Genomic DNA, 21,671 nt, shown 5'->3' with positions numbered 1-21,671 from the left:
ATATTGTATTATATTATTTAAATTGCATAGGATACGAATCCTAACACATGGTCTATCGGTACAGGGCCGATAAAGCGGCTGTCGCTGGAGTGATTGCGATTATCCCCCATAACAAACACATGCCCTTCCGGTACAGTCACCGGAGTGGAACGCGTATAGTTTATATTATGTTCCTTAATATAAGGTTCCTGCAATTCCTGTCCATTACGCCACACATGACCATCCTTAAATTCCAACACATCGCCGGGACGGCCGATAACACGCTTTACCCATACATCATTAGTCTGAGCAGACTTGCTGAACACGGACGCGTAATTCATCAACGGTTCTTTCACATCATCCACCCATGTGCGTTCCCGATTGACACGACTGTCGATGATAACGATTTGACCGTAATCCGGCATTTCATTCATAATATGATGCCATTTTGTAACGATCAGATATTGTCCATTATGTAATGTATCCTCCATCGATTCGCCTGATACGCGGGTAGGCTGAATCAAAAAGATATGAATGACCATGGCAATAACAAGTGCCAATGCGATGGCGTATATCCAGTCTAAAATTTCTTTTACAATTGTTGTTCCTACTTTATTACTCATAAGGGCCCCCTTTAATGACCACCTGTGTTAAATCGTCCACCAAATACATCGTGCACATCCTGAATCGTAATGAATGCGGTTGGATCAACCTCATATACGGTATCCTTAAGACGTGTAATCTCGAGTCGTGTCACCACGGAATATAATACATGCTTAGGTTGCTTTAAGTAGCCCCCTTCACCATACATAATAGTAACACCTCTATTGAGATTCTCATTCAAAGCATCCGCAATATTTTCAGAATTTGCCGCATCTGTAATAATCATAACGCCTTTAGACTCTTCAAGGCCCGTAATCGTTATATCAATCATCTTATAGGCGATAAAATAAGCTATAAGAGAATACATCGCGCTGTTCCAGCTATATACAAAGCCTGCAGCCCCCAGAATGATAAGGTTCATAGCCATGACGATTTCCCCGACGGAGAATGTGGACCGCTTATCAAAGATAATCGCCACGATTTCTGAACCGTCCAATGAACCGCCGTTTCGAATAATAAGCCCTACCCCGATACCGAGGATAATCCCCCCGAATATGGCCCCCAAAAAAGGATCCGTCGTAACAGGCTCAAAATCATGGGCAAAATTTGAAAATATAGCCATCCACACAATGGAAAACAATGTGGAGAACGTAAAGGTTTTACCGATAACCCGATACCCTATATATAAAAACGGCAAGTTGATGAGGACTACGAAAATACTGAACGAGATTCCCGACAACTCAGATGCCATCAATGAAATACCGACTACGCCACCGTCGATGATGTTATTCGGTACCAAGAATAAATCAAGGCCTACCGTATAGATAAGAGCCCCTAATATCATCATCAGGCAACGCATAATCAAATGTGTCCAGCTGCGCGCTGTCATATCGTTACTCATGCTTATCTCCTTTTCCGTACAACTGCTCCATCGCATGCAAACGTTTTTCTTGCAGCTCGCCCGAATCAATATCATCCTCTTTTGCGGCCAGAGCACTTTGAATTAATTGTTTCGTATAACGCAATGCGATTACATAAGCCGTTAAATCATCCACCGGCTCCGGAGGAAATTGCATGGTTGTAGGTAAAATCTTTCTCCACCCCTTCGGCGGATTATACTGCCAATATAATTTACGGGCCTCCTCCGTACTGCGAGACTCGTCAATGAGACTTGTAGTAATCCTGTGATTGCGTCCAATCTGCTGTAATGATGGATATAAATATTTATGATTGGTTCCGTTACCGCATACAATATGATTAACACCGTAATAGATTGTCAAAATTCGTTCTATATCATTATTGAAAGTTTTACTGGCAATGATATCGCGATATACCAAGGCCCCCGTCGGCGTTACAATAGCAACCCCGGTCTTTTCATTACCCGGATCCACTGCCAGAATATAAGTATTATCAGTCATGTTAATGTCCTCACTAACGAATACAATAGTTATATTTTAACATAAAAAGAAGGCCTTATGTGAAAAAATCATATAAGACCTTCCCGATTTTATTCCATGAAGCACGGTACGCTTCCCACGAATTATGATGTCGATATAACTCTAATGTTTATCACTTATTGCATTCTGGATTTTCTATCGATATCCGGCATTTGTGTTATTCGTAATTTAATATGTACCGGACCGGAGGAGTACGTATCTCCATCGACATAAGCCTCTACATGAACTTTGCCATGCATCATACCGATACGACGTATAGCCGCAAATAAATCATCCCCCGGTATCGTACCGATATCACCGGTCAAGGAATCCGGAATAACACCCTTTGCCTTCGCATTTTCGTTGACCTGTTTCAAGAATTGCAACATAGCCGACTGGGCATTACTACCGCCATCCATCACGGTAGAATGAATAACTTCACCATTTTTAAAGATAAATTGTTGTGGATATACCTGGATGGTAGCCACCGCAGGTTCACCGGCGATGATATTTCCCGCCGCCACAACTTGTACCACCATCGGCGTCTTGGCACCGATTAATTTCTGTGTAGCGATTTCCACATTTTGGCGATCCACATATACTACATATTGACCAGTATCGGTTATACCTAACCGGCGCATAACCAGTTGATTGGTATCGTCAATAATATTTTTGATAGCATTATGACTATCTTCTTCACTTAATCCGGGACGAACCACGGCTTGTGCCAACAGTTGATCTACTTGGAATAAAATCGTCCCTTCACGGAGATGAATGATGCCATTCTGCAATTGTTCCTGCGTATTCTGCAGTTCTGCAATATGGGCTTCCATCTTGGCACGCGTCGCTTCCAAATCGGCCAACTTCTGAGAAACCTGTGCATAGGAGGACTGCAACGTAGCCAGTTCAGCCTCTGTAGCATCCTTTGCGGCCTGAGCACTTTCCAGTTCAGCCCGAGTCGTCTCTACTTCACGTCGAATCTGTTCTATTTCATTCATGCGCTCCTGCAGTTCCTGCTTATTCTGCTCCAATAAAGCCTTCCCTCGGATGAGTTCCTGCGTCTTAGCCGCCACTTCTTCATTGAGCTGCTTCATATCCGAGCGCAATTTATCCATCCCGAAAAGAGCTGTTCGTACACTTTGAGATGTAAATGTTAGGACCCCTACGGTTGCAGCTGCAACAAGCAAGCCGGTCACAATCGTAACGATAATAGATGTATGTTTAGGTCGTAAACCAAAGAGGGACATACGACGTTTACCTATTTTCGTGCCTAACTTATCACCCATATAGGCGATAATCCCGCCCATCAAGGCGATAATAATCAAAATTTTAAGCCCTACCAGCACATCGCAGCCCTCCTTTCATTCCATTACCAAGCATTATATTAATCTATTTATAACTTATATTTATATTCATAGTATACCGTCACTAAGTAATAACTGTAAATATCCCTTTACGTCATTACCTAGATGACGTCGTCACTTGGATACGCGCCAATTCAAATACAAGCCCGCAATAATCCCCAATGTATCCGGAATTAATGCGGCGAGCACCGTCGGCAACGCACCGCCTTTTCCCAGCGCACCGGCGAACGTCATGACACCATAGTAGATGAAAATAATCAAGATACTGATCCCAAAGCCGATCGATGAACTGGATCTCTGTTTCTGTAATCCCAACGGAGCCCCTACCAAGGCAAATACGAAACTTGCCAACGGAATGGTAAAACGTTGATACATTTCCATTTCCAATTTATTGGCATTTGTATACGCCACCTTATAGGCACTGATTTGATGACGCAATTCCTTAATCGTCAACTCTTCAGGTTTACGTTGATCTTGTTGGATATCCTTCGGGGCAGACTTAATCGGTAGCGATTGCTCCTTAAAGCGCATGGTCCGCTCCACACCGTTACCGGCGGAAATATCATAAATGATACCGTTATGCATTACCCAGTACTGTCCATTCCAAACGGCGGAATCCGCATTTTCCACCTGCTGCAATTTACCGCCTTCGCCGAATTGTTGCACAGTAATCATGCTCAACTCTTTCGTCTCGCTATTGTAATGCTTTGCATACATCAACGTACCCAAGTCATCACCATTCATCGTCTTCAATACGATATGATCCTGGGTTTGAGGCGATGCATTTTTCATGATTTCTTCGCGCACAATACTCTGATACATATGATTTGTACGAGGGACAACAAACTCGTTAAACGCTACGGCTCCGATGGATATGATGAGCGCGATGATATACACGGGCATGGCCAACCGTAAAAAGCTGAGACCACCGGCCCGCATCACGACGATTTCACTGGTACTGCTCAAGCGACTGAACGTCATGAGCGATGCCAACAGTACAGACATAGGGAATGTTAAGATGACAATACTCGGCAATGCCAGTATGAATGCTTTCATAACCAGCAATAAAGGCGCCCCGTATTCGGTAATGTATTGAGCAATCCGAAATAATGTGCCCGTACCTATAAATATACTGGTAAAGGCGAAAACGCCAAATAGAAAAGGACCTACAAAGGCTTTCAAAATATATTTGTCTAATAATCGCATGGTCCCCTCCTATAGTTTAAAGTTATCCCCCAAATAATGTTCTCGCGCAATCGGATTATTCGCGATCTCATCAGGGGTTCCTTCCAAGAGGATTTTACCACTACTCAAGATATACGCCTTGTCAACGATTCCCAATGTTTCCCGCACATTATGGTCCGTAATCAAAATGCCGATACCTCGATTTTTAACATGTAATATGATTTGCTGTATGTCCGCCACCGCAATCGGGTCAACCCCGGCAAACGGTTCATCAAGCAAAATGAAGTTCGGCTCCAAGGCTAAGCAACGTGCGATTTCAACACGACGTCTCTCACCGCCGGACAACTGCATCCCCATACGGTCGCGCACATGCTCGATATGAAATTCCTCAATGAGCGATTCCACGATGGATTCAATTTCATCAGCGGATTTTGATGTAGTCTGCAGCATGGCACGAATATTGTCCTCAACGGACATAGAACGAAATATGGAAGCCTCCTGCGGCAGATATCCGATTCCCTCAGAGGCCCGCTTATACATGGGAATATTCGTAATGTCTTTTCCATCTACGGTAATGACACCAGAACTAGGTCGTTCTATCCCCACAATCATGTAAAATGATGTGGTTTTCCCTGCCCCGTTAGGACCTAAGAGGCCTACAACCTGCCCCTTATCAACGCGCAGACTCACCCCATCCACGACATTGCGACCGCTAAAGGTTTTGACTAAGTTTTTGGTTTCTATATACATATACGATCCTTACTGATTTGGAACAATGACTAATGTGCTACGGCCCCCTAATGTTTCTGCGGAATCATCAGCAAGGCGAATCTTAAGCTCCGGTGCATTCAGCACATTGCCGTTTTGTACGGCATGCGCAGAGCCGGATAACAACACAACCCCGTCATTTTGATTTGGCGTTTGTGTATACGTAGCACGGTCAGCCGAACCAGATACATTACGTTCCGGATTAGCAAAGGTTACATTACCTTTGGCAACGGCTCTGATCTCCTTCAACCAGCCTTCAACCTGATCGCCGGTCAAGGTCGTTCCTTCCGCAATCAATCGTGCATTTCCGGATACTAAACCATACTCTGTATCAGTATTATATTCAACGGAATTACCAAAGATTTGGCGATCTGCCCGTTGTAAATGCACATCACCCATAGCGGTGAATTTATTATTGTTAAAGCTATGAACGGATTGAGCCGACATAGACATATCGGTACCGATCATGGATACGCCGCCGTCAAGATTAGCCTCTTGTGTCTTTGTATTATACCAGCCGTTTGCACCGGTCATGGTTTTATCAAGTTGGGTAATCACGACATTCCCCTTCGCATCCGCACGACCTGTAGTACCATCATATGATAATGTATCCGCACTGATGGTCAACGGATCATTGGCCGCCCATGCCGTAATGGATGCGGTTATGAGTGCAGCCAATACGGCCATACCAATCTGTTTCTTCTTATTCATCATATTTCCTCACTATTACTTCTTTGTTAATTTCGCATTACCTATGGCTTTGATCTGTTGTAGCGACATATTTCCTTCCAGCTTATCGCCCACTAATGTCACGTCATTACTGGTATAGGTGAAAGCCGACTGAGATGTAAGCTGTTTTGTTTTATTATCAAAATGTAAAGCCTCTGTTTTAAAGGTTGCCCCTTCCGTATTTGTTGCAGTTACCCCCTGATCGATATCAAGAGAATTTCTGTCTCCTGTCAGGACCGCATGAGGGGCCGTAATTGTTGTGGTTACATCATTCTGATAAAATTGCCCCTTTAGATTTGTCAAAACGATAGCTTTCGTTCGCGGGTCATATTCAATTTTTTCTGCCGATAAAGCCCACACCAATTTACCGTCCTTTTCCTCCTGCAAATCTGCACCTTGGAAATTAACTAGTTGTCCGGCACCTGTCTGAGTCGTTGTGGATTCGCCGGAATCTTTCATGATATATACGATAAGCCCTACCAGGACAAATACTACAGCGACCACAATAGCAATTAACTTTTTATTATTTTTCATGTGCCCTCTCCCGAATAGCCATTTTCTTATCGTAATCGACAATTTCGTTCATCTTGGTCATCCAACGATGTTGAAACCAGAGCCATTCATCCGGATGTTGACGAATAAAGTCCTCGGTTACACGAACACATTCCTCTGTCAGGCGATACATATCCACTTCTTCATCACCGGTATCCACATAGTGCAATGCAGGTAGAATATGAACGATATGCCCACCTTCAGGTTTACGAGATGTAAAAATCGGCACCACCGGAGAACCGAATTTTTTTGCAAATGTAGTCGGTCCCATCACGGCCGAAGATTCCTGTCCTAAAAACGGAACAGGTAAACCATGTATATATCCATCTTGGTCAGCAAGGAAACCAAGCAGTTTTTTCTTCTTTAAAGCCTTTGCAGCCAATACGATTTCGTTACCGCCGCTGGCAAACACATCAAGCCCCACCATCTCGCGATATTCATTCATCAGACGTGTAAATTGAGCATTCGGCTGTTTTTTTACAATCGTCGTAGATGGGTATCCGTGTGCCGCCATAGCAGCCCCCATCCATTCCCAGTTGCCTACATGACCGGTGAGAACGATGACACCTTTATCCTCCGCGATGGCCGACTCCAGATGTTCGATACCGCGCAGTTCAATGTGTTTATTAATAAAAGACTTTGTTAAATTCGGCATATACAGGACTTCCATGACGCTGCGGCCCAAATTTTTAAACAAGCGATTAATGAGCTCTTCAGCCTGCTGGTCATTCATATTCATGCCTATCTTTATATTTTTAATGCCTCTAAGCTTTTGCTTCTTCGCTATAAGGCCATATATAGGGCCTAAACTAGCACCTATGAGCAAAATGAGTTTATATGGCAGTCGACATACAAGCCAACTAATAGCTTTAACTAAATGGTATTGCCATTCATTGTTCATTCTGCTCACCTCCTTTATTGTCCATAAGCATGTGCCTCCCGAGCATAGTCTGCTATGACAGAGTCCCATAAGCCTTGATTCTTCAAAATATATTCCACGGCTTCCCGCACGGCACCATGACCGCCCGCAGCGTGAGAAATAAATTTAGCTATATCCTTTACCTCGGGTACCGCATTTTGAGGTGCCATCGGTAAACCTACGATCTGTAGCGCTCCTAAATCATTAAGGTCATCACCCATATAAGCGATATTTTCCGCATCGATGCCATGTTCCGTACAAAGGGTACGCAATGCCTCAGTTTTATTTGCATGGCCCATGATTAATGCGTCAAAATGAAGCTCTTTGGCACGACGTTCAACCATCGGTGATCTACGAGCCGTAATGATAGCCAATTTAATACCGGCCTTATGGGCCGCCGTGAGACCTAAACCGTCCTTTACGGAAAAGCTCTTCATTTCTTCACCGCCGGATGTATAGATCAACGAGCCGTCGGATAAAACACCGTCTACATCAAGTACAATCCATCGAATATCCATTATTATACAATGCCTCTACGCAACAAATCCGTAATATGAACAATGCCGAGACATTTATTATCCGCATCTACTACCGGTAACACCGTAATAGGTCGAGGTTGATTCTTTTCCATTAAATGAAGCGCCTCGGCGGCTAATTTATCCTTTGTAATCGTGCGAGGCATCGTCGTCATCATGTCTTCCACCGGCCACTCGAGGAAATTACTGCCCGAGTCAAGGCCACGACGTACATCGCCATCTGTAACGAGACCGATGAGATATCCTTCTTCATCCACGATATTTGTAGCGCCTAAGCCCTTTTCAGTCATTACAAATAATGCATCTCGAACAGAAGCGCCTTTATGAACAATCGGATTGTCCGCACCGCCATGCATAATGTTCTCCACGGTCAACAATAGTTTACGACCTAAAGAACCGCCCGGATGGAATATGGCGAAGTTTTCCGGTGTAAAATGATGACGTTCCAATAAGCACACGGCCAGTGCATCGCCTAAAGCAAGTGCCACCGTCGTACTCGTGGTAGGTGCCAACCCTAACGGACACGCTTCACGTTCCACTTCAGCCAATAAAACTATATCGGAATTCTTAGCTAATGTGGAGTTCGGATTGCCTACTACACAGATCAGCTTGGCACCAATGCGACGTAAGGACGGTAAAATACTGATAATTTCACCTGTTTCCCCGCTATTGGAAAAGGCCAATACTACGTCATCCTCAGTAATCATGCCGAGGTCTCCATGCACGCCTTCGCCGGGATGCATAAAGAGAGCCGGAGTCCCTGTACTCGCCAAGGTGGCCGCTATTTTGCGTCCTATGTGACCGGATTTTCCCATCCCGGTACACACAACACGCCCCTTACAAGCCAAAATCATATTTACAGCATTAACAAAATTATGATCCAAACGAGAACTCAGTTGTTCAATAGCACGAGCCTCTTCGTGAAGTACCTGTGCCGCCTGTTCTAAAATAGTCACCAATACCGCCCCTAACCTTTAACGATTTTATCAATAGCTACTAAATCGCGAAGCAATGCTTCAAATTGGTCTAAATACAACATATTAGGTCCATCGGACAATGCTTCCTCAGGATTATCATGTACTTCAAAGAAAAGCCCGTCCACACCGCTAGCTACGGCAGCACGTGCCAAGTTAGGCACAAATTCACGATTACCGCTGGATTTAGTACCCGCACCGCCCGGCAACTGAACACTATGCGTTGCATCAAAGATTACAGGATAGCCAAACGAACGCATGATTGGAAACGAACGCATATCTACAACGAGATTATTATACCCAAAGCTGAATCCCCGTTCCGTCAGCATTAGATTTTCGTTTCCTGTTTCTTTCATCTTATTAAGGACATTCTCCATATCCTTAGGAGCCATAAACTGCCCTTTTTTTACATTCACGCATTTACCCGTTTTTGCCGCACCATATACGAGATCCGTCTGGCGGCACAGGAATGCAGGAATTTGCAAAATATCCAATACCTCAGCAGCCGGTTCGATCTGCTCAATAGAGTGGATATCACTGACTACAGGTACGTTGAGTTCTTTTTTTATAGAAGCCAATATCTTGAGGCCTTCCTCCAAACCGGGGCCGCGGAAGGAATTAAAACTGGAGCGGTTAGCCTTATCAAAGGAAGCCTTAAATATGTAAGGAACACCTACGCGCTCACAAATTTCTTTAGCCCGTTTACCGATGGCCAACGTGCGATCATAATCCTCAATCACACAAGGTCCGGCAAGGACAAATAACCCTTTGCCTCCCCCGACGGTAATATGATTAATTTGAACTGTTTTCATTTATCTCTCCTCTTGCGCGTAAATGGCATTTACGCGAGCCAAGTCTTCCGGTGTGTCTACACCGATAAATCGCTTATCCGTAAGGATAACGCGAATAGTATATCCATTTTCAAGAGCCCGTAATTGCTCCAGCGATTCGGTCTGTTCCGCCGCTGTCGGCTCCATATTAGCGTAATTTAACAGAAAGTCTCTGCGATATGCATAAATGCCGATATGTTTAAGCGGTGCTTTCACAAAATCCTGTCGAGGATATGGGATCAGGGATCTGGAAAAGTACATCGCATCATTTCGGTTATTAAGAACGACCTTTACCGCGGACGGCTCATCATATTCCTCCTCTAAAAGAGGCGTTGCAACGGTGGCCATCTGCAAATTCGGATCATCCTCAAAAAGTCGCGCCAAATCATCGATGAGCGTGAAATCAATCATCGGTTCATCACCTTGTACATTGATTATCACATCTAAATCAGTATATTGAGCCGCTACCTCCGCAAGACGATCTGTTCCCGTCGGATGATTCGGATTTGTCATCATTACGGTACCGCCAAAACCTTGTACGGTGTTGAATACCCGTTCATCATCGGTAGCCACAATAGTATACATTATTTTTGTCGCTTGTGACACGCGTTCATAAACCCTTTGAATCATCGGTTTACCGGCAATATCAGCCAAAGGTTTACCAGGCAATCGTGTAGACCCGTAACGGGCCGGAATTATACATCCGAATTGCACAATAAGCCCTCCTTTTTGTCATTTATACATCTTATTATTATACACTAAATCTCTAAATTTTCTATGAATTCCTGTTTTCCGGCCACAAATTCAATGCCGATAGATAGCACCAGAATCGGTATTTTCAAATCTTCAATTGCATGCAACTGACTTAACTTCACCGCATCCTTTTCCGTAATGCAGATCATGTCCGCCTGATGTGCAAATGCCTGTTTCCAAATCTCCACTACATCGTCATTGGTAAACTCATGATGATCCCCAAACGCCAACGTATGAACTACATTATAGCCCACATCGACCAAGGTTCGGGTAAAAGACCGCGGATTTCCGATGCCGCTGACAGCCATAATCCTCTTTTCTTTGTAAGTTCCCACGGGAGACTCTTTTGCACCGACGGCCCATTCATCTAAAGTATATAAGGCCTGCGGTTTGTGGGTCGTTTCATAAATCGGTGTCTGTGGCAGCATTTGAGCCAACCGTTTCCGTATGCTCGATACGATTCCCGGTGCCACCTGATCAACCTTCGTGAGGACAATGATATCGGCCCGCTGTAACCCGCTTAACGGTTCACGTAGTAAACCTCGCGGCAGTACATGCTCATAACCGAACGGATTGGATGCATCGACAAGGACAATATCGATGTCTCGATCCAGCCCCCTATGCTGAAAGCCGTCATCCATAACCAGACAATCCGCACCGAGCTTATCAATAGCAATAATCGCCGATTGAGTACGATCCCTACCGATAATGACGTTAGATTTCGACAACACCTTTGCCAATAACCAGGCTTCATCACCGCTTATGGTCGGCTCCACCAGCATGGTACCGTCTCGGGAGATAATAATATTCTTTTTATTATCCTCCGCCCGATAACCGCGGCTCAACACAGTAGGATGAAATCCTTTGTGAGTGAGTACATCACAAATAAATCGCACCATCGGCGTCTTGCCGGTACCGCCGGCCGTGATATTACCGACGCTGATGACAGGCACAGTCACCTTATTAACGCCCTTTCCTTCATCGAAACGAGCATTGCGGATTGATACGGCCTTTTCATATCCCTTGCTGAGAAATGCAAGGCCGGATCGAGCCATATCGCCCAATATGGACTTATTTTCACCACTGATAATGGATTTGAATAATTCTTCCCCACTCATAAGAGTCTCTCCTTCCTATTACGGAATGATATGATGTGCTTCAAATAACTGGCGCAACTCTTGAGTATTACGTCGTGTAGCTCCGCGATTTTCCCTGATAATTTCCAGGCAATGTTCACCCATCTCTTCGGCCAAGGCTTTGTCCTTGCAAAGACGCAAGACCATCTCGGTCAATTCTTTGCCGTTTTTTACCTGTTCGCAAGCCCCTCGCGAATTAAGAAGCGAAAAGATTTCTTTAAAGTTGAACATATGAGGACCTACCAGAATAGGCTTACCGTGAGCAGCCGGTTCCAATATATTATGCCCGCCGGTTCGCACCAGTGAACCACCTACAAATATAATATCCCCTAAACTGTAAAGACGCCCGAGTTCACCGATCGTGTCGAGAACAACCACAGGAATACCTTCATGTACGGGCTCAGTCATATCACTGCGACAAATGGCATTCAGTTCATATCGTTTCGCAAGGTTTTGTACATCATGACCACGATAAATTTCACGCGGTGCAATCAATAAACGCGCTTGAGGGTACTCCTGCAAGACCTGTGTAAAGGTTTCAAAAATGGCCTCCTCTTCACCCTTATGGGTACTACCCGCGACGATGATCGGGTGATTATTTCCAAATCCGAATTCATCGAGCAGTTGCTGCTTCTCTTCACTGGATACAGTGGCGTATGTCTGATCATACTTCATATTGCCCGTCACGGTAATATCCGCTTTATTAGCGCCAAGTCGTGCAATATACGCCGCATCAAACTTGGATTGCATGCAGAATCGTTCGATAGACCGCAACATTTCCCGTGTGAAGGCACTGATATAACGATATCTCTTCATGCTGCGATCCGAGATACGTCCGTTGACCATCATAACAGGGATGTTTTCAGATTGAGCGATTCGTAAAAAGTTCGGCCAGATTTCGGTTTCCACCAATAAAATCGTAATAGGTTTGATAATATGTAAAATCTTACGGGTCAAATATGGCAGATCAAGGGGGAAAAAGATAATCCCTTCCGCTTCCGGAATAATACGGTGTGCCATCGCATGGCCCGTAGCGGTAACTACGGAAACAACAACGACAGCCTCAGGGAACTCTTTTTTCACTTCTTTTACCAGCGGACTGGTAGCCACGATTTCACCGACAGATGCGGCGTGAATCCAAATCGCACGGCGTCCTTCTATTTTTTTTAATAATGATGCAGGCATATAGCCCGCACTCTGTTTAATGCGCTCATAAAATCCGTCTTCAAAAGCGAGCCGGTACAAAATGACCGGTATCAGGCCTATCCAATAGAATATGAGTAATACGTTGTATATCCAGTACATGGTTATCCTTTATTGGAGAATTGAACAGAGTAAAGATGATTGTACAACCCGTCTTCAATAGCTAGCAGCTCCTGGTGAGTCCCCTGCTCTACCAGGCGACCATGGTTAAGTACAACAATTTGATTCGCATTCTGAACGGTGCTCAATCGATGAGCGATGACAAATGCGGTACGCCCCTTCATGAGACGATCGAGCGCCTCCTGAACGAGTTTTTCACTTTCCGTATCCAAAGCAGACGTAGCTTCATCGAGAATCAAAATGCGTGGATCCTTTAAAATCGCACGAGCAATAGCCACCCGTTGACGTTGACCGCCTGATAGGGAACTGCCACGCTCACCCACGACGGTATCGAGTCCGTCCGGCAATTTATCGACAAATTCCAATACATTGGCGGCCTTTGCCGCTTCGTATATTTCTTCATCCGTTGCATCAAGACGACCGTAGAGAATATTTTCACGAATCGTGGCATTGAATAATACGGTTTCCTGCGGAACTAAACCGATTTGTTCGCGCAAGGACTTAAATGTTACATCCTTTACATTATATCCGTCGATAGTAATGGATCCGTCGGTGACATCATAAAAGCGGGGCAGTAAATTTGCCAATGTCGTCTTCCCCGCACCGGACGGACCAACGAGTGCCACACTTTCACCGGCCTTAACAGATAGAGTAAAATGTTCCAATGCCGGTTTTTCACCATCATAGGAAAAGGATACATTATTAAATTCCACATCGCCGGTAATAGCCGGTAATATAACTGCATCGGGTTTCTCGATAACATCAGTTTTAGTATCCAAAATTTCAAAAACGCGATCCGCTGCAGCCAAAGCCTTTTGAATATTACCGTAAACTTGACTCAAACGCTTTACCGGATTCGACAGATTGATAGCATAAATCAAAAATGCGATAAGAGCCCCTGCCGTAATCGTACCGGTTACAACGGAATAGCCGCCATACCAGAGAATAACCGCCACGGCAATGGCAGCGGAAAACTCGACCATAGGGCTCAATAAGCTGGTTAGTTTTGTGGCCTTAATAACAGCCTTGAAGTTACGGGCATTTTCCGTTTCAAAACGGTTACGCTCAAAATCTTCGCGCGCAAAGGATTTAACGACCCGCACCGCGCTGATAACCTCTTGTAAAAGCGCCGTAATATCAGCGATACGCCCCTGTACATCGTGACCGGCAAGGCGTAATTTCTTACCGAATACGTTGATAATCAATAATACAACAGGCACAGTGATAAAGGTAACCAACGTCAACTTCCAGTCAATAAGCAGCATCGATACGAGAGAACCGATAAGCGTTACGGACTCGGTTATGAAGGATATGAGATTATCCACCACCGCCGTTTGTAAGGCCGCCACGTCGTTGGTGAGATTACTCATGATAACGCCCGTCTTACGGCGATCAAAATAAGATAAACTCAAGCGTTGAAGATGATTAAAAATCGCTTCACGCACATCAATAATAACGCGTTGACCGATATAGGACATATTATAGGTCTGACCATACGTAGCGAAACCTCGAATTAAGAAGATGAGAATAATCGCCCCTACAATCAGGTTCAGCATAAACATATTTTTATCTTGTAAAACCTGATCCACCACATTCTTGATGAGCCATGGCACGACCAGATATGCGGCTGCCGCTACAATCATACAGAATACGGCAAATATCATGCGCTTATAATAAGGCTTTACAAAATATAAGAGCCTGGAATAACTATTCATTACACGTCTCCTTAGCTAGGTCATATACGAGGTGCGCTACGCGTTTTACCGCTCCCGGTTCACCTAATGCATGTCGTACTTCGCGCAACTCCGTGCGCATAGCCGCATTTGCCGACTCATCATCGATTAACGGTGCTACGGCCGCTACAATGCGTTCCGGATTTACCTCATCTTGTAAAAGTTCCGGTATCACTTCTTTGTCGGCGATAATATTCGGCAAGCCCACATGAGATACGTTAACCACCATTTTACCGATACCATACGTAATCGGTGATACACGATACAGTAAGACGGTAGGCAATTCCATCATAGCCGTTTCAAGTGTCGCGGTCCCTGAAGCGGCAAGACAGGCATCACAGATTTGCATTAAGTCGTATGTATGGTCCTCCGTGATCGTTACCGGCACATTATGAGACTCAATAAACGATTCCAGTTCACTGCGGTCAATAGTGTGCGCACGAGGCAAAAAGAACTGCATGTCATCATGGGTTTCCATCAATATCTCGGCGCTCTTCAGCATTGTATCAAGTAGTGACATGACTTCCTGTTTACGGCTGCCGGGCATAAGTAATATTTTTTTAGCCTCTTTTCGGACATCAAAATATACTAAAGCTTCAGCTCTGTTCATCGTAGGATGAACAATATCCAATAACGGATGTCCTACAAATTCAACATCACATTTATATTTTCGATATGCCTCCGCCTCAAACGGAAAAATCGAAGCTACCTTCGTCACATATTTTCGAATGGTATCGCCACGGCTACTATGCCATGCCCATATGGTCGGTGCAATATAATATACCACCGGAATACCGAGTTCATGCGCTACTGCGGCAAGTTTCATATTAAAACCCGGATAATCTACACAGACAAGAATATCCGGTTTTTCTTTCATCATGACCCGTTTTAAATACGTGCGCAATTTAAAGAATTTCGGCAACGATTTAATAATCTCTACAATGCCTATGACACCAAGATTTTTGATGTCATATACAATGCGAACACCGGCCCGTTCCATCAAGGTGCCGCCCATTCCGAACAATTCTACCGTAGGATCCAGTTCGCGCAATGCCGCAGCAACACTGGCAGCATGAGTATCACCGGATGCTTCTCCGGCAGAAAACATGATTTTCATCGTGCATCCTTTCTGGCATTCACAAAATCCTCGTTTACGGCGCATATGACAATATTATGGCGATTTGCCATATCAAGCACTTCCTGCTGCTGTACGAAAATAGTTTTTTCCGCTTCTACAGCCAATACCTTGCATCCGCTATCTATCATGGACATCAACGTTTTAATGCCTACCGCAGGTACGTCAAAACGCACATCCTGATTCGGCTTCTCCGTCTTCACGACAACAGCATCGCCTCTGCCTAATTCACCGCCGCGTAAAATGCACTTATCTGTGCCTTCAATGGCTTCAATAGCCATGGCCGCCTTATGTTTTACGACAACAGTCTGTCCAATATCAAGAGCACCCATCTGTTTCGCCAATTCAAATCCGAAACAGATATCTTCCCATTGTTCATCGGTAGGTGATGTTTGTGAAAGCACCCCTACTTTAGGCATAAAAGGCTTTAAATATACGGTCTGATCCAGAACTTTAAATCCTTCCCGCTCAACTTCATCGACAATGGCAAGCATAATCGTATCGTCTTTGCGATTTTTAAGACGCCGCAAAACCCCCAGTGTCTTTAAATCCGGGAACGATAAACCGTTAAAGAGGATTTCCTTAGTCACTTTTCCCAACATGGTCAGTTCAACGACGCCTTCCTTCTTTAAGGTCTTGAAAATTTTTCCCAATTTTGCGACACCTATGCTGTAAAAAGCATCGGCTTCACGTTCAAGGGCCGGGTCTATATCAGGTACCACACCTATAACAACCACTTCGTGCCCTAATAGGTGTGCGGCACGCATGAATTCTACAGGCAGTATACCGATGCCCGCAATCAATCCTACCTTTGCCAAAACTATACCTCCTATATGACCTATCGATCCAAGCTTATATTTACATACCGATTGTATACAATTTAACAATACGAGAATTACCGTCCGATGACGCACTCATATACAGTATATTGTACTATAAATGACCATTTTTTACCATTAAAACACGGCTTTTACCACAATAGAAAAGGACCCCGTAATACTACGAGGTCCCTTATTATTAATCGCGACGAGTACGCATAATACCACGATCGGCATTGCGCAAAAATCGTAATAAATTTTCTATTTCTACAGAAGAATCAAGCTGCATTTCCATTTCTTCAATCGCCTTGGATAAACTGAATCCGGAACGATAAATGATGCGAAATGCCTGTTTTAAATCACGTCGTACATCTTCGGAAATACCTGCACGAGATAAGCCTACCGAATTAAGTCCGATAACGCGTGCCGGTTGACCATCTGCGATAACATACGGAGGAATATCCTGTACCACTTTAGCCATACCGCCGACCATGGCATTACGACCGATTTTCACAAATTGATGAATACCGGCAAGTCCACCGATTACTACGCGGTCCTCAACAATAGCGTGACCTGCAAGACCGGCACAGTTACTCATGATCACATTATTGCCTACAATACAATTATGAGCTACATGAGTACAGGCTTGAAGCAAGCAGTTATTTCCGACGCGTGTTTCTTCACCTTCGCCGGTAGCCCGACTGATGGTAACAAACTCGCGAATAACCGTCTCATCGCCGATATTACAAAAGCTTTTTTCACCTTTAAATTTTAAATCCTGCGGTTCCAACCCAATAGATGCGTTCGGATAAATTTCACAACGCTTACCAATGGTTGTCCAACCACCAATCACAACATGTGCACCAATTTTGGTTCCATCGCCGATTACGACATGTTCCCCAATGATTGCACCAGGACCTACGATTACATCTTTGCCCAATTTAGCATTTGGATGGACTATGGCTGTACTATGGATGTTGGATTCTGCATTTTCCATGCCTACAACTATCACTATAATCACTCCTCAGTTTATTATACAAGGGCAAACATGTATTCACCGCTAGCGCACAGTTTATCCCCCACATAGGCACGGCCTTCCACCTTACCCATACGGCCTTTTATCTTAACGATATCAACTTCCATGCGCACTTGATCGCCGGGTTTCACAGGATGACGGAAACGAACCTTATCAATGCCTGTAAACATCGGTGTCAAACCGCGGTTTTCTTCAGGGTATAAAAGAGCAATGCCCCCTACTTGGGCAATTGCTTCTGTAATCAAAACACCAGGCATCACAGGATTACCGGGGAAATGCCCCTGGAAGAAAAGTTCATTAAAGGTGGCATTTTTAATGCCCACAGCACGCTTCATGGGTTCCAATTCAGTAATTCGATCGACTAAGAGCATTGGATAACGATGAGGTAAAATTTCTAAAATATCTTCGTGATTAAGAATCATGGCTGTGTCTCCCTTATTTCTTCCATTATACTGTGAGCCAAACGCGAATTAAGTTCATGACTCGATTTTAAAGCGATTACATGGCCTTCAATAGGTCCTAATAAAAACAAATCCCCAATAACATCAAGCGCCTTATGGCGGACAAGTTCATCATCAAAGCGAGGGACAGATAAGCATTTCTCATCATCATAAACCAATGCATTATCCAAATTGCCGCCCTTAGCAAGCCCCATAGCCTGTAATTGTTCTAATTCCTTCATAAATCCAATAGTTCGAGCCGGGCCTATGTGCTCCTTGAAGTACTCCGGAGTAACCTCAAAATCACATTGCTGGGTTCCAAGTAATGGATGACTGTTGATAGAAGTAAATGTCATACGATATCCATCATACGGAAGAATGACGATAAATCGATCTTCATCATATACGGCATGAGATTTCTTGACCTTATATACCCGGCGTTTTGCCGTCTGTATATCAAGGCCCGCCCGCTCTATCAAATCGACAAAGACCGCACTGCTACCGTCACCTACCGGAGGTTCCGGAGAATCCATCTCTATATAACAGTTGTCAATATTCATAGCACTGAACGCTGCTAATACATGCTCAACGGTAAATACCTTAGCTTCACCATTCTCTAACGTAGTAGCGCGCATAGTGTTCGTCACATTATCAATGTGTGCTCGCACAGAAGGATGTCCTTCAATGTCCGTACGTACAAACACAATTCCTGTATCTTCAGGTGCAGGTTTAAAAACCATAGTTACCGGTTCACCGCTATGAAGGCCAATCCCTTGATATGAAACAGCCTGTTTAATCGTCTGTTGTGGCTTACTCATAAGAATGTCCTTTCATACTCTGATTTATATTTACTATACACCAATATGTATTATACCCTATTTGCATAGGTGATACAAGAAATTGACTATTTATTGAAAGACATCGGGTGGTGTTTCAATCTGCTCACCGTAATAACGACGAGTCCATTTCCATCGATTATGCAGCCAGAACCAATCCTCCGGATACCGGCGAATATAATCTTCAATAAACTCATTCAGACGCGTTGTCGTAACAGAAATATCACGTTTTTTATCATCCGTACGCTCCACATACATCGGTGGATGTACCTCAATTTCATGTTTTCCAGAATACGGATTGTAATGTATGGTAACGAAAATAATAGGAACATCCTGCATGCGAGCCAATACGGCCGGTCCAGCGGCTGTTAAGGTTTCATATCCGAAAAACGGTACCAATACACCATCATCACCGGGATCCTGGTCCATAATCAGCCCTAGAAAAGCACCCTTTTTCAGCTCTGTTATCATTTCGCGCACACCGGTTTTATACGTAACATGCTGATGCATAATACGCCGATATTCATTAATAAACCGGTCGGAATCACCATTCTGTTTCATAGCTACGGAAATCAGGGGATAGCCTTCAGATGCGAGCACACCACCTAATAATTCCCAGTTACCGCTATGAACAGCAGCCAAAATTGCACCGCGACCATTTTCAAGAGCATCATCTAAGTATTCACGATTGATAAACTCGACCATATCTTTATAAGCACCATCCTTGATTTCAGGATAGCGCAATACATCGATAATCATACGTCCGAATCGAGTTGTACTCGCCTTTGCAATACGGCGTGCTTCCTTCGGATCATCTGTAATATGACAGAACATAATCTGACCGATAGCTAATCGCTTACGTTTAGGCGGCACCACCAGCCACGCAATTTCACCAAGCAACGTGCCAATCGCATATTGTAACCCTTTCGGCAACATACAAATAAAGGCACTAAAGATTTTCATAAACCTATACATGGATTATTAGCTCTCCTTAAGCTGTGCTTTCAAAGCTTCAATTTCCTTTTGTAATTGTTTTACCGTTTTCACCATATCCGGTAAGCGATTTTCATAAGCCGCTAATTTCAACCATTCTTTGTGAGGCCTCATAGGATACCCTGCCATAACGCAATCGGACGGTACATTACCGGTAATACCTGTTTTCCCTGCAAATTGTACATTGTCACCAATGGTAATATGTCCCGTACAACCTGTTTGTCCGGCAAAGATAACATGGTTACCGCATTTAGTACTGCCTGCAATTCCGACCTGAGCAATAAGAAAACAGTCCTCACCAATTTCAACATTATGTCCCAAGTGTACTAAATTATCAATTTTAGTACCACGTCGTACAAGAGTAGACCCCATTGTCGCATTATCGATTGTCGAACAGGACCCGATTTCCACATCATCCTCTAAAATGACATTTCCTACCTGAGGAATGTGAGTATGTACACCGTTTTCAGTTGCAAAACCGAAACCTTCACCACCGATTACGGCCTTCGCACGCAATACAACACGCTGACCGAGGATACAATTTTCATGTACGATAGCACCCGCATAAATGTCGGAGTCCGCACCGATTCGTACATTATGACCGATATATACATATGGTCGAATCGTTACATTATCACCGATTACGGCATTATCATTGATTACACAATACGCTCCAATAGCGACATTTTTACCTATGGATACATTCTTGCCTATAATCGCCGTGCTATGCACCTCACGAGGTACCACTACAGGCGGATGAAACAATTCCAGAATCTGTGCAAAGGCAGACTTCGCATTATCAACTACAATCTGTGACATTGGCGCATCAGGTATTTCAGACTCTACAATGACCGCACCGGCTTGACAGAGTCCGATATGTTCCACATAATCTCCGACAGCGAAGGTAATAGATTGTTTTGCAGCTTGCTCAAAGCTACGTGTTTCCGTGATATGTACCGTATCATCACCTACAACGCGACCTTGTACTAATTTCGCAAGTTCCTGTAAGGTTTTTTCCAAGGTAATCTCCCCCTATTTTTAAAATAGATTATTCTGAAGCTTCTGCACTACCTTCGGCAGGTTGAGCTGCTCCTTGTTGATTATCTTGCTGATTATCTTGTTGGTTGGACTGTTGTTCATCGGCTTGCGCTGCAGCTTCAGCCTCTTTGATTTGATCATCTGTAGCCTTACCCATTTTATTGATCAAATCATCGGTTACATCCGTACCGCCACCAATAACAGCACCCTTCTCAATGATTACGTCAAGCTTTTTATCTTTTACGAGTTCACTGATTTGTTGATCCTGATATTGACGGAATTCTTGAGCTTTTGCAGTACTGAAAGTAGCCAATTCCTGTTCCGCTTGTTTATATACTTGAGGTTTAGATGCTTCATCAGCAGCTGCAATTTTTGCATTCAATTCTGCCTTTTTAGCATTAATTTCTTTAGTAATAGTGATACCCTTTTCAGTGCTGTTCGCAACTTTCACACTATCCACGTAACCGATATTATTAGACCCACATCCGCCGATAACGGCCATAGACGCCACTAAAGATACACCTAATACCAAAGATTTCATACGTTTATTCATAA

The 21,671-nt window shown here is 44.0% G+C and carries 24 protein-coding genes; all 24 read right to left on the bottom strand.

Annotation, left to right across the window (positions count from 1 at the left end; all coding sequences use genetic code 11):
- Positions 1–17: 17 nt before the first annotated feature.
- Positions 18–602, bottom strand: a complete 585-nt coding sequence (gene lepB, locus VEHSUH05_RS05485; RefSeq protein WP_038116981.1) for a signal peptidase I — start codon at positions 600–602, stop codon at positions 18–20.
- 11 nt (positions 603–613) lie between these two features.
- The gene (locus tag VEHSUH05_RS05480) at positions 614–1,483 is read right to left on the bottom strand and encodes a YitT family protein (protein ID WP_038116983.1); all 870 of its coding nucleotides are present in this window, start codon (positions 1,481–1,483) and stop codon (positions 614–616) included.
- A complete protein-coding gene (locus VEHSUH05_RS05475) occupies positions 1,476–2,000 on the bottom strand; it encodes a RuvC family protein (protein ID WP_105090974.1) in 525 nt (174 codons plus the stop codon). Before VEHSUH05_RS05475 ends, VEHSUH05_RS05480 begins: the two co-directional genes overlap by 8 nt.
- 155 nt (positions 2,001–2,155) lie before the next feature.
- The gene (locus tag VEHSUH05_RS05470) at positions 2,156–3,364 is read right to left on the bottom strand and encodes a DUF3084 domain-containing protein (RefSeq protein ID WP_038116989.1); all 1,209 of its coding nucleotides are present in this window, start codon (positions 3,362–3,364) and stop codon (positions 2,156–2,158) included.
- Positions 3,365–3,496: 132 nt separating this feature from the next.
- Positions 3,497–4,588 (bottom strand): LptF/LptG family permease, encoded by a 1,092-nt coding sequence (locus VEHSUH05_RS05465; protein WP_105090973.1) that lies wholly within the window; start codon positions 4,586–4,588, stop codon positions 3,497–3,499.
- Between the two features lie 9 nt (positions 4,589–4,597).
- Positions 4,598–5,317 carry an LPS export ABC transporter ATP-binding protein gene (gene lptB / locus VEHSUH05_RS05460; protein ID WP_038116993.1) on the bottom strand — a complete coding sequence of 240 codons (720 nt, stop codon included), beginning with the start codon at positions 5,315–5,317 and terminating at the stop codon, positions 4,598–4,600.
- A gap of 9 nt (positions 5,318–5,326) precedes the next feature.
- Positions 5,327–6,046: an LptA/OstA family protein gene (locus tag VEHSUH05_RS05455; RefSeq protein ID WP_170007100.1), complete on the bottom strand. Its 720-nt coding sequence runs from the start codon at positions 6,044–6,046 to the stop codon at positions 5,327–5,329.
- Between the two features lie 15 nt (positions 6,047–6,061).
- Entirely contained in the window at positions 6,062–6,598 is a 537-nt protein-coding gene (lptC, locus tag VEHSUH05_RS05450; RefSeq protein WP_105090971.1) for an LPS export ABC transporter periplasmic protein LptC, read from the bottom strand.
- Positions 6,588–7,517, bottom strand: coding sequence for a lysophospholipid acyltransferase family protein (locus tag VEHSUH05_RS05445; RefSeq protein WP_038116999.1), 930 nt, complete (start codon positions 7,515–7,517; stop codon positions 6,588–6,590). The genes lptC and VEHSUH05_RS05445 overlap by 11 nt, the downstream gene beginning before the upstream one ends.
- A gap of 14 nt (positions 7,518–7,531) precedes the next feature.
- Positions 7,532–8,053, bottom strand: a complete 522-nt coding sequence (locus tag VEHSUH05_RS05440; protein WP_054674718.1) for a KdsC family phosphatase — start codon at positions 8,051–8,053, stop codon at positions 7,532–7,534.
- Positions 8,054–8,055: 2 nt separating this feature from the next.
- Entirely contained in the window at positions 8,056–9,027 is a 972-nt protein-coding gene (locus VEHSUH05_RS05435; RefSeq protein ID WP_038117003.1) for a KpsF/GutQ family sugar-phosphate isomerase, read from the bottom strand.
- Positions 9,028–9,038: 11 nt separating this feature from the next.
- Entirely contained in the window at positions 9,039–9,857 is an 819-nt protein-coding gene (gene kdsA, locus VEHSUH05_RS05430) for a 3-deoxy-8-phosphooctulonate synthase (RefSeq protein WP_038117004.1), read from the bottom strand.
- Positions 9,858–10,589 carry a 3-deoxy-manno-octulosonate cytidylyltransferase gene (gene kdsB, locus VEHSUH05_RS05425; protein ID WP_054674713.1) on the bottom strand — a complete coding sequence of 244 codons (732 nt, stop codon included), beginning with the start codon at positions 10,587–10,589 and terminating at the stop codon, positions 9,858–9,860.
- A 44-nt stretch (positions 10,590–10,633) separates the two neighbouring features.
- Positions 10,634–11,746, bottom strand: a complete 1,113-nt coding sequence (gene lpxK, locus VEHSUH05_RS05420; protein WP_105090970.1) for a tetraacyldisaccharide 4'-kinase — start codon at positions 11,744–11,746, stop codon at positions 10,634–10,636.
- An 18-nt stretch (positions 11,747–11,764) separates the two neighbouring features.
- On the bottom strand, positions 11,765–13,069 hold the full coding sequence (locus VEHSUH05_RS05415) for a 3-deoxy-D-manno-octulosonic acid transferase (RefSeq protein WP_105090969.1): 1,305 nt from the start codon (positions 13,067–13,069) through the stop codon (positions 11,765–11,767).
- A 2-nt stretch (positions 13,070–13,071) separates the two neighbouring features.
- Positions 13,072–14,802 carry a lipid A export permease/ATP-binding protein MsbA gene (msbA, locus tag VEHSUH05_RS05410; protein WP_105090968.1) on the bottom strand — a complete coding sequence of 577 codons (1,731 nt, stop codon included), beginning with the start codon at positions 14,800–14,802 and terminating at the stop codon, positions 13,072–13,074.
- Positions 14,795–15,937: a lipid-A-disaccharide synthase gene (gene lpxB / locus VEHSUH05_RS05405; protein WP_054674707.1), complete on the bottom strand. Its 1,143-nt coding sequence runs from the start codon at positions 15,935–15,937 to the stop codon at positions 14,795–14,797. Before lpxB ends, msbA begins: the two co-directional genes overlap by 8 nt.
- On the bottom strand, positions 15,934–16,773 hold the full coding sequence (locus tag VEHSUH05_RS05400) for an LpxI family protein (RefSeq protein WP_105090967.1): 840 nt from the start codon (positions 16,771–16,773) through the stop codon (positions 15,934–15,936). Before VEHSUH05_RS05400 ends, lpxB begins: the two co-directional genes overlap by 4 nt.
- Before the next feature lie 199 nt (positions 16,774–16,972).
- The gene (lpxA, locus tag VEHSUH05_RS05395; protein ID WP_084214635.1) at positions 16,973–17,785 is read right to left on the bottom strand and encodes an acyl-ACP--UDP-N-acetylglucosamine O-acyltransferase; all 813 of its coding nucleotides are present in this window, start codon (positions 17,783–17,785) and stop codon (positions 16,973–16,975) included.
- 20 nt (positions 17,786–17,805) lie between these two features.
- Positions 17,806–18,231, bottom strand: coding sequence for a 3-hydroxyacyl-ACP dehydratase FabZ (gene fabZ / locus VEHSUH05_RS05390; RefSeq protein ID WP_038117023.1), 426 nt, complete (start codon positions 18,229–18,231; stop codon positions 17,806–17,808).
- Positions 18,228–19,067 carry a UDP-3-O-acyl-N-acetylglucosamine deacetylase gene (lpxC, locus tag VEHSUH05_RS05385; RefSeq protein WP_038117025.1) on the bottom strand — a complete coding sequence of 280 codons (840 nt, stop codon included), beginning with the start codon at positions 19,065–19,067 and terminating at the stop codon, positions 18,228–18,230. Before lpxC ends, fabZ begins: the two co-directional genes overlap by 4 nt.
- Positions 19,068–19,157: 90 nt before the next feature.
- Complete coding sequence (locus tag VEHSUH05_RS05380) at positions 19,158–20,060, bottom strand: lysophospholipid acyltransferase family protein (RefSeq protein WP_105090966.1); 903 nt, start codon at positions 20,058–20,060, stop codon at positions 19,158–19,160.
- A gap of 6 nt (positions 20,061–20,066) precedes the next feature.
- A complete protein-coding gene (lpxD, locus tag VEHSUH05_RS05375) occupies positions 20,067–21,098 on the bottom strand; it encodes a UDP-3-O-(3-hydroxymyristoyl)glucosamine N-acyltransferase (protein ID WP_105090965.1) in 1,032 nt (343 codons plus the stop codon).
- Between the two features lie 28 nt (positions 21,099–21,126).
- Positions 21,127–21,669 carry an OmpH/Skp family outer membrane protein gene (locus VEHSUH05_RS05370; RefSeq protein ID WP_038117031.1) on the bottom strand — a complete coding sequence of 181 codons (543 nt, stop codon included), beginning with the start codon at positions 21,667–21,669 and terminating at the stop codon, positions 21,127–21,129.
- Positions 21,670–21,671: the final 2 nt, after the last annotated feature.

This window comes from Veillonella denticariosi JCM 15641 (assembly GCF_002959855.1).
Lineage (GTDB): Bacteria > Bacillota > Negativicutes > Veillonellales > Veillonellaceae > Veillonella > Veillonella denticariosi.
The sequence above is the reverse complement of the archived record's forward strand: the minus strand, read 5'-3'. Positions and strand labels throughout refer to the sequence as shown.

What these genes read in the sequence shown, in the direction of transcription:
- lepB (WP_038116981.1), bottom strand. Translation starts at nt 602, where the DNA reads ATGAGTAATAAAGTAGGAACAACAATTGTAAAAGAAATTTTAGACTGG.
- VEHSUH05_RS05480 (WP_038116983.1), bottom strand. Translation starts at nt 1,483, where the DNA reads ATGAGTAACGATATGACAGCGCGCAGCTGGACACATTTGATTATGCGT.
- VEHSUH05_RS05475 (WP_105090974.1), bottom strand. Translation starts at nt 2,000, where the DNA reads ATGACTGATAATACTTATATTCTGGCAGTGGATCCGGGTAATGAAAAG.
- VEHSUH05_RS05465 (WP_105090973.1), bottom strand. Translation starts at nt 4,588, where the DNA reads ATGCGATTATTAGACAAATATATTTTGAAAGCCTTTGTAGGTCCTTTT.
- lptB (WP_038116993.1), bottom strand. Translation starts at nt 5,317, where the DNA reads ATGTATATAGAAACCAAAAACTTAGTCAAAACCTTTAGCGGTCGCAAT.
- VEHSUH05_RS05455 (WP_170007100.1), bottom strand. Translation starts at nt 6,046, where the DNA reads ATGAATAAGAAGAAACAGATTGGTATGGCCGTATTGGCTGCACTCATA.
- lptC (WP_105090971.1), bottom strand. Translation starts at nt 6,598, where the DNA reads ATGAAAAATAATAAAAAGTTAATTGCTATTGTGGTCGCTGTAGTATTT.
- VEHSUH05_RS05445 (WP_038116999.1), bottom strand. Translation starts at nt 7,517, where the DNA reads ATGAACAATGAATGGCAATACCATTTAGTTAAAGCTATTAGTTGGCTT.
- VEHSUH05_RS05440 (WP_054674718.1), bottom strand. Translation starts at nt 8,053, where the DNA reads ATGGATATTCGATGGATTGTACTTGATGTAGACGGTGTTTTATCCGAC.
- kdsA (WP_038117004.1), bottom strand. Translation starts at nt 9,857, where the DNA reads ATGAAAACAGTTCAAATTAATCATATTACCGTCGGGGGAGGCAAAGGG.
- lpxK (WP_105090970.1), bottom strand. Translation starts at nt 11,746, where the DNA reads ATGAGTGGGGAAGAATTATTCAAATCCATTATCAGTGGTGAAAATAAG.
- VEHSUH05_RS05415 (WP_105090969.1), bottom strand. Translation starts at nt 13,069, where the DNA reads ATGTACTGGATATACAACGTATTACTCATATTCTATTGGATAGGCCTG.
- msbA (WP_105090968.1), bottom strand. Translation starts at nt 14,802, where the DNA reads ATGAATAGTTATTCCAGGCTCTTATATTTTGTAAAGCCTTATTATAAG.
- lpxB (WP_054674707.1), bottom strand. Translation starts at nt 15,937, where the DNA reads ATGAAAATCATGTTTTCTGCCGGAGAAGCATCCGGTGATACTCATGCT.
- fabZ (WP_038117023.1), bottom strand. Translation starts at nt 18,231, where the DNA reads ATGATTCTTAATCACGAAGATATTTTAGAAATTTTACCTCATCGTTAT.
- lpxC (WP_038117025.1), bottom strand. Translation starts at nt 19,067, where the DNA reads ATGAGTAAGCCACAACAGACGATTAAACAGGCTGTTTCATATCAAGGG.
- VEHSUH05_RS05380 (WP_105090966.1), bottom strand. Translation starts at nt 20,060, where the DNA reads ATGTATAGGTTTATGAAAATCTTTAGTGCCTTTATTTGTATGTTGCCG.
- VEHSUH05_RS05370 (WP_038117031.1), bottom strand. Translation starts at nt 21,669, where the DNA reads ATGAATAAACGTATGAAATCTTTGGTATTAGGTGTATCTTTAGTGGCG.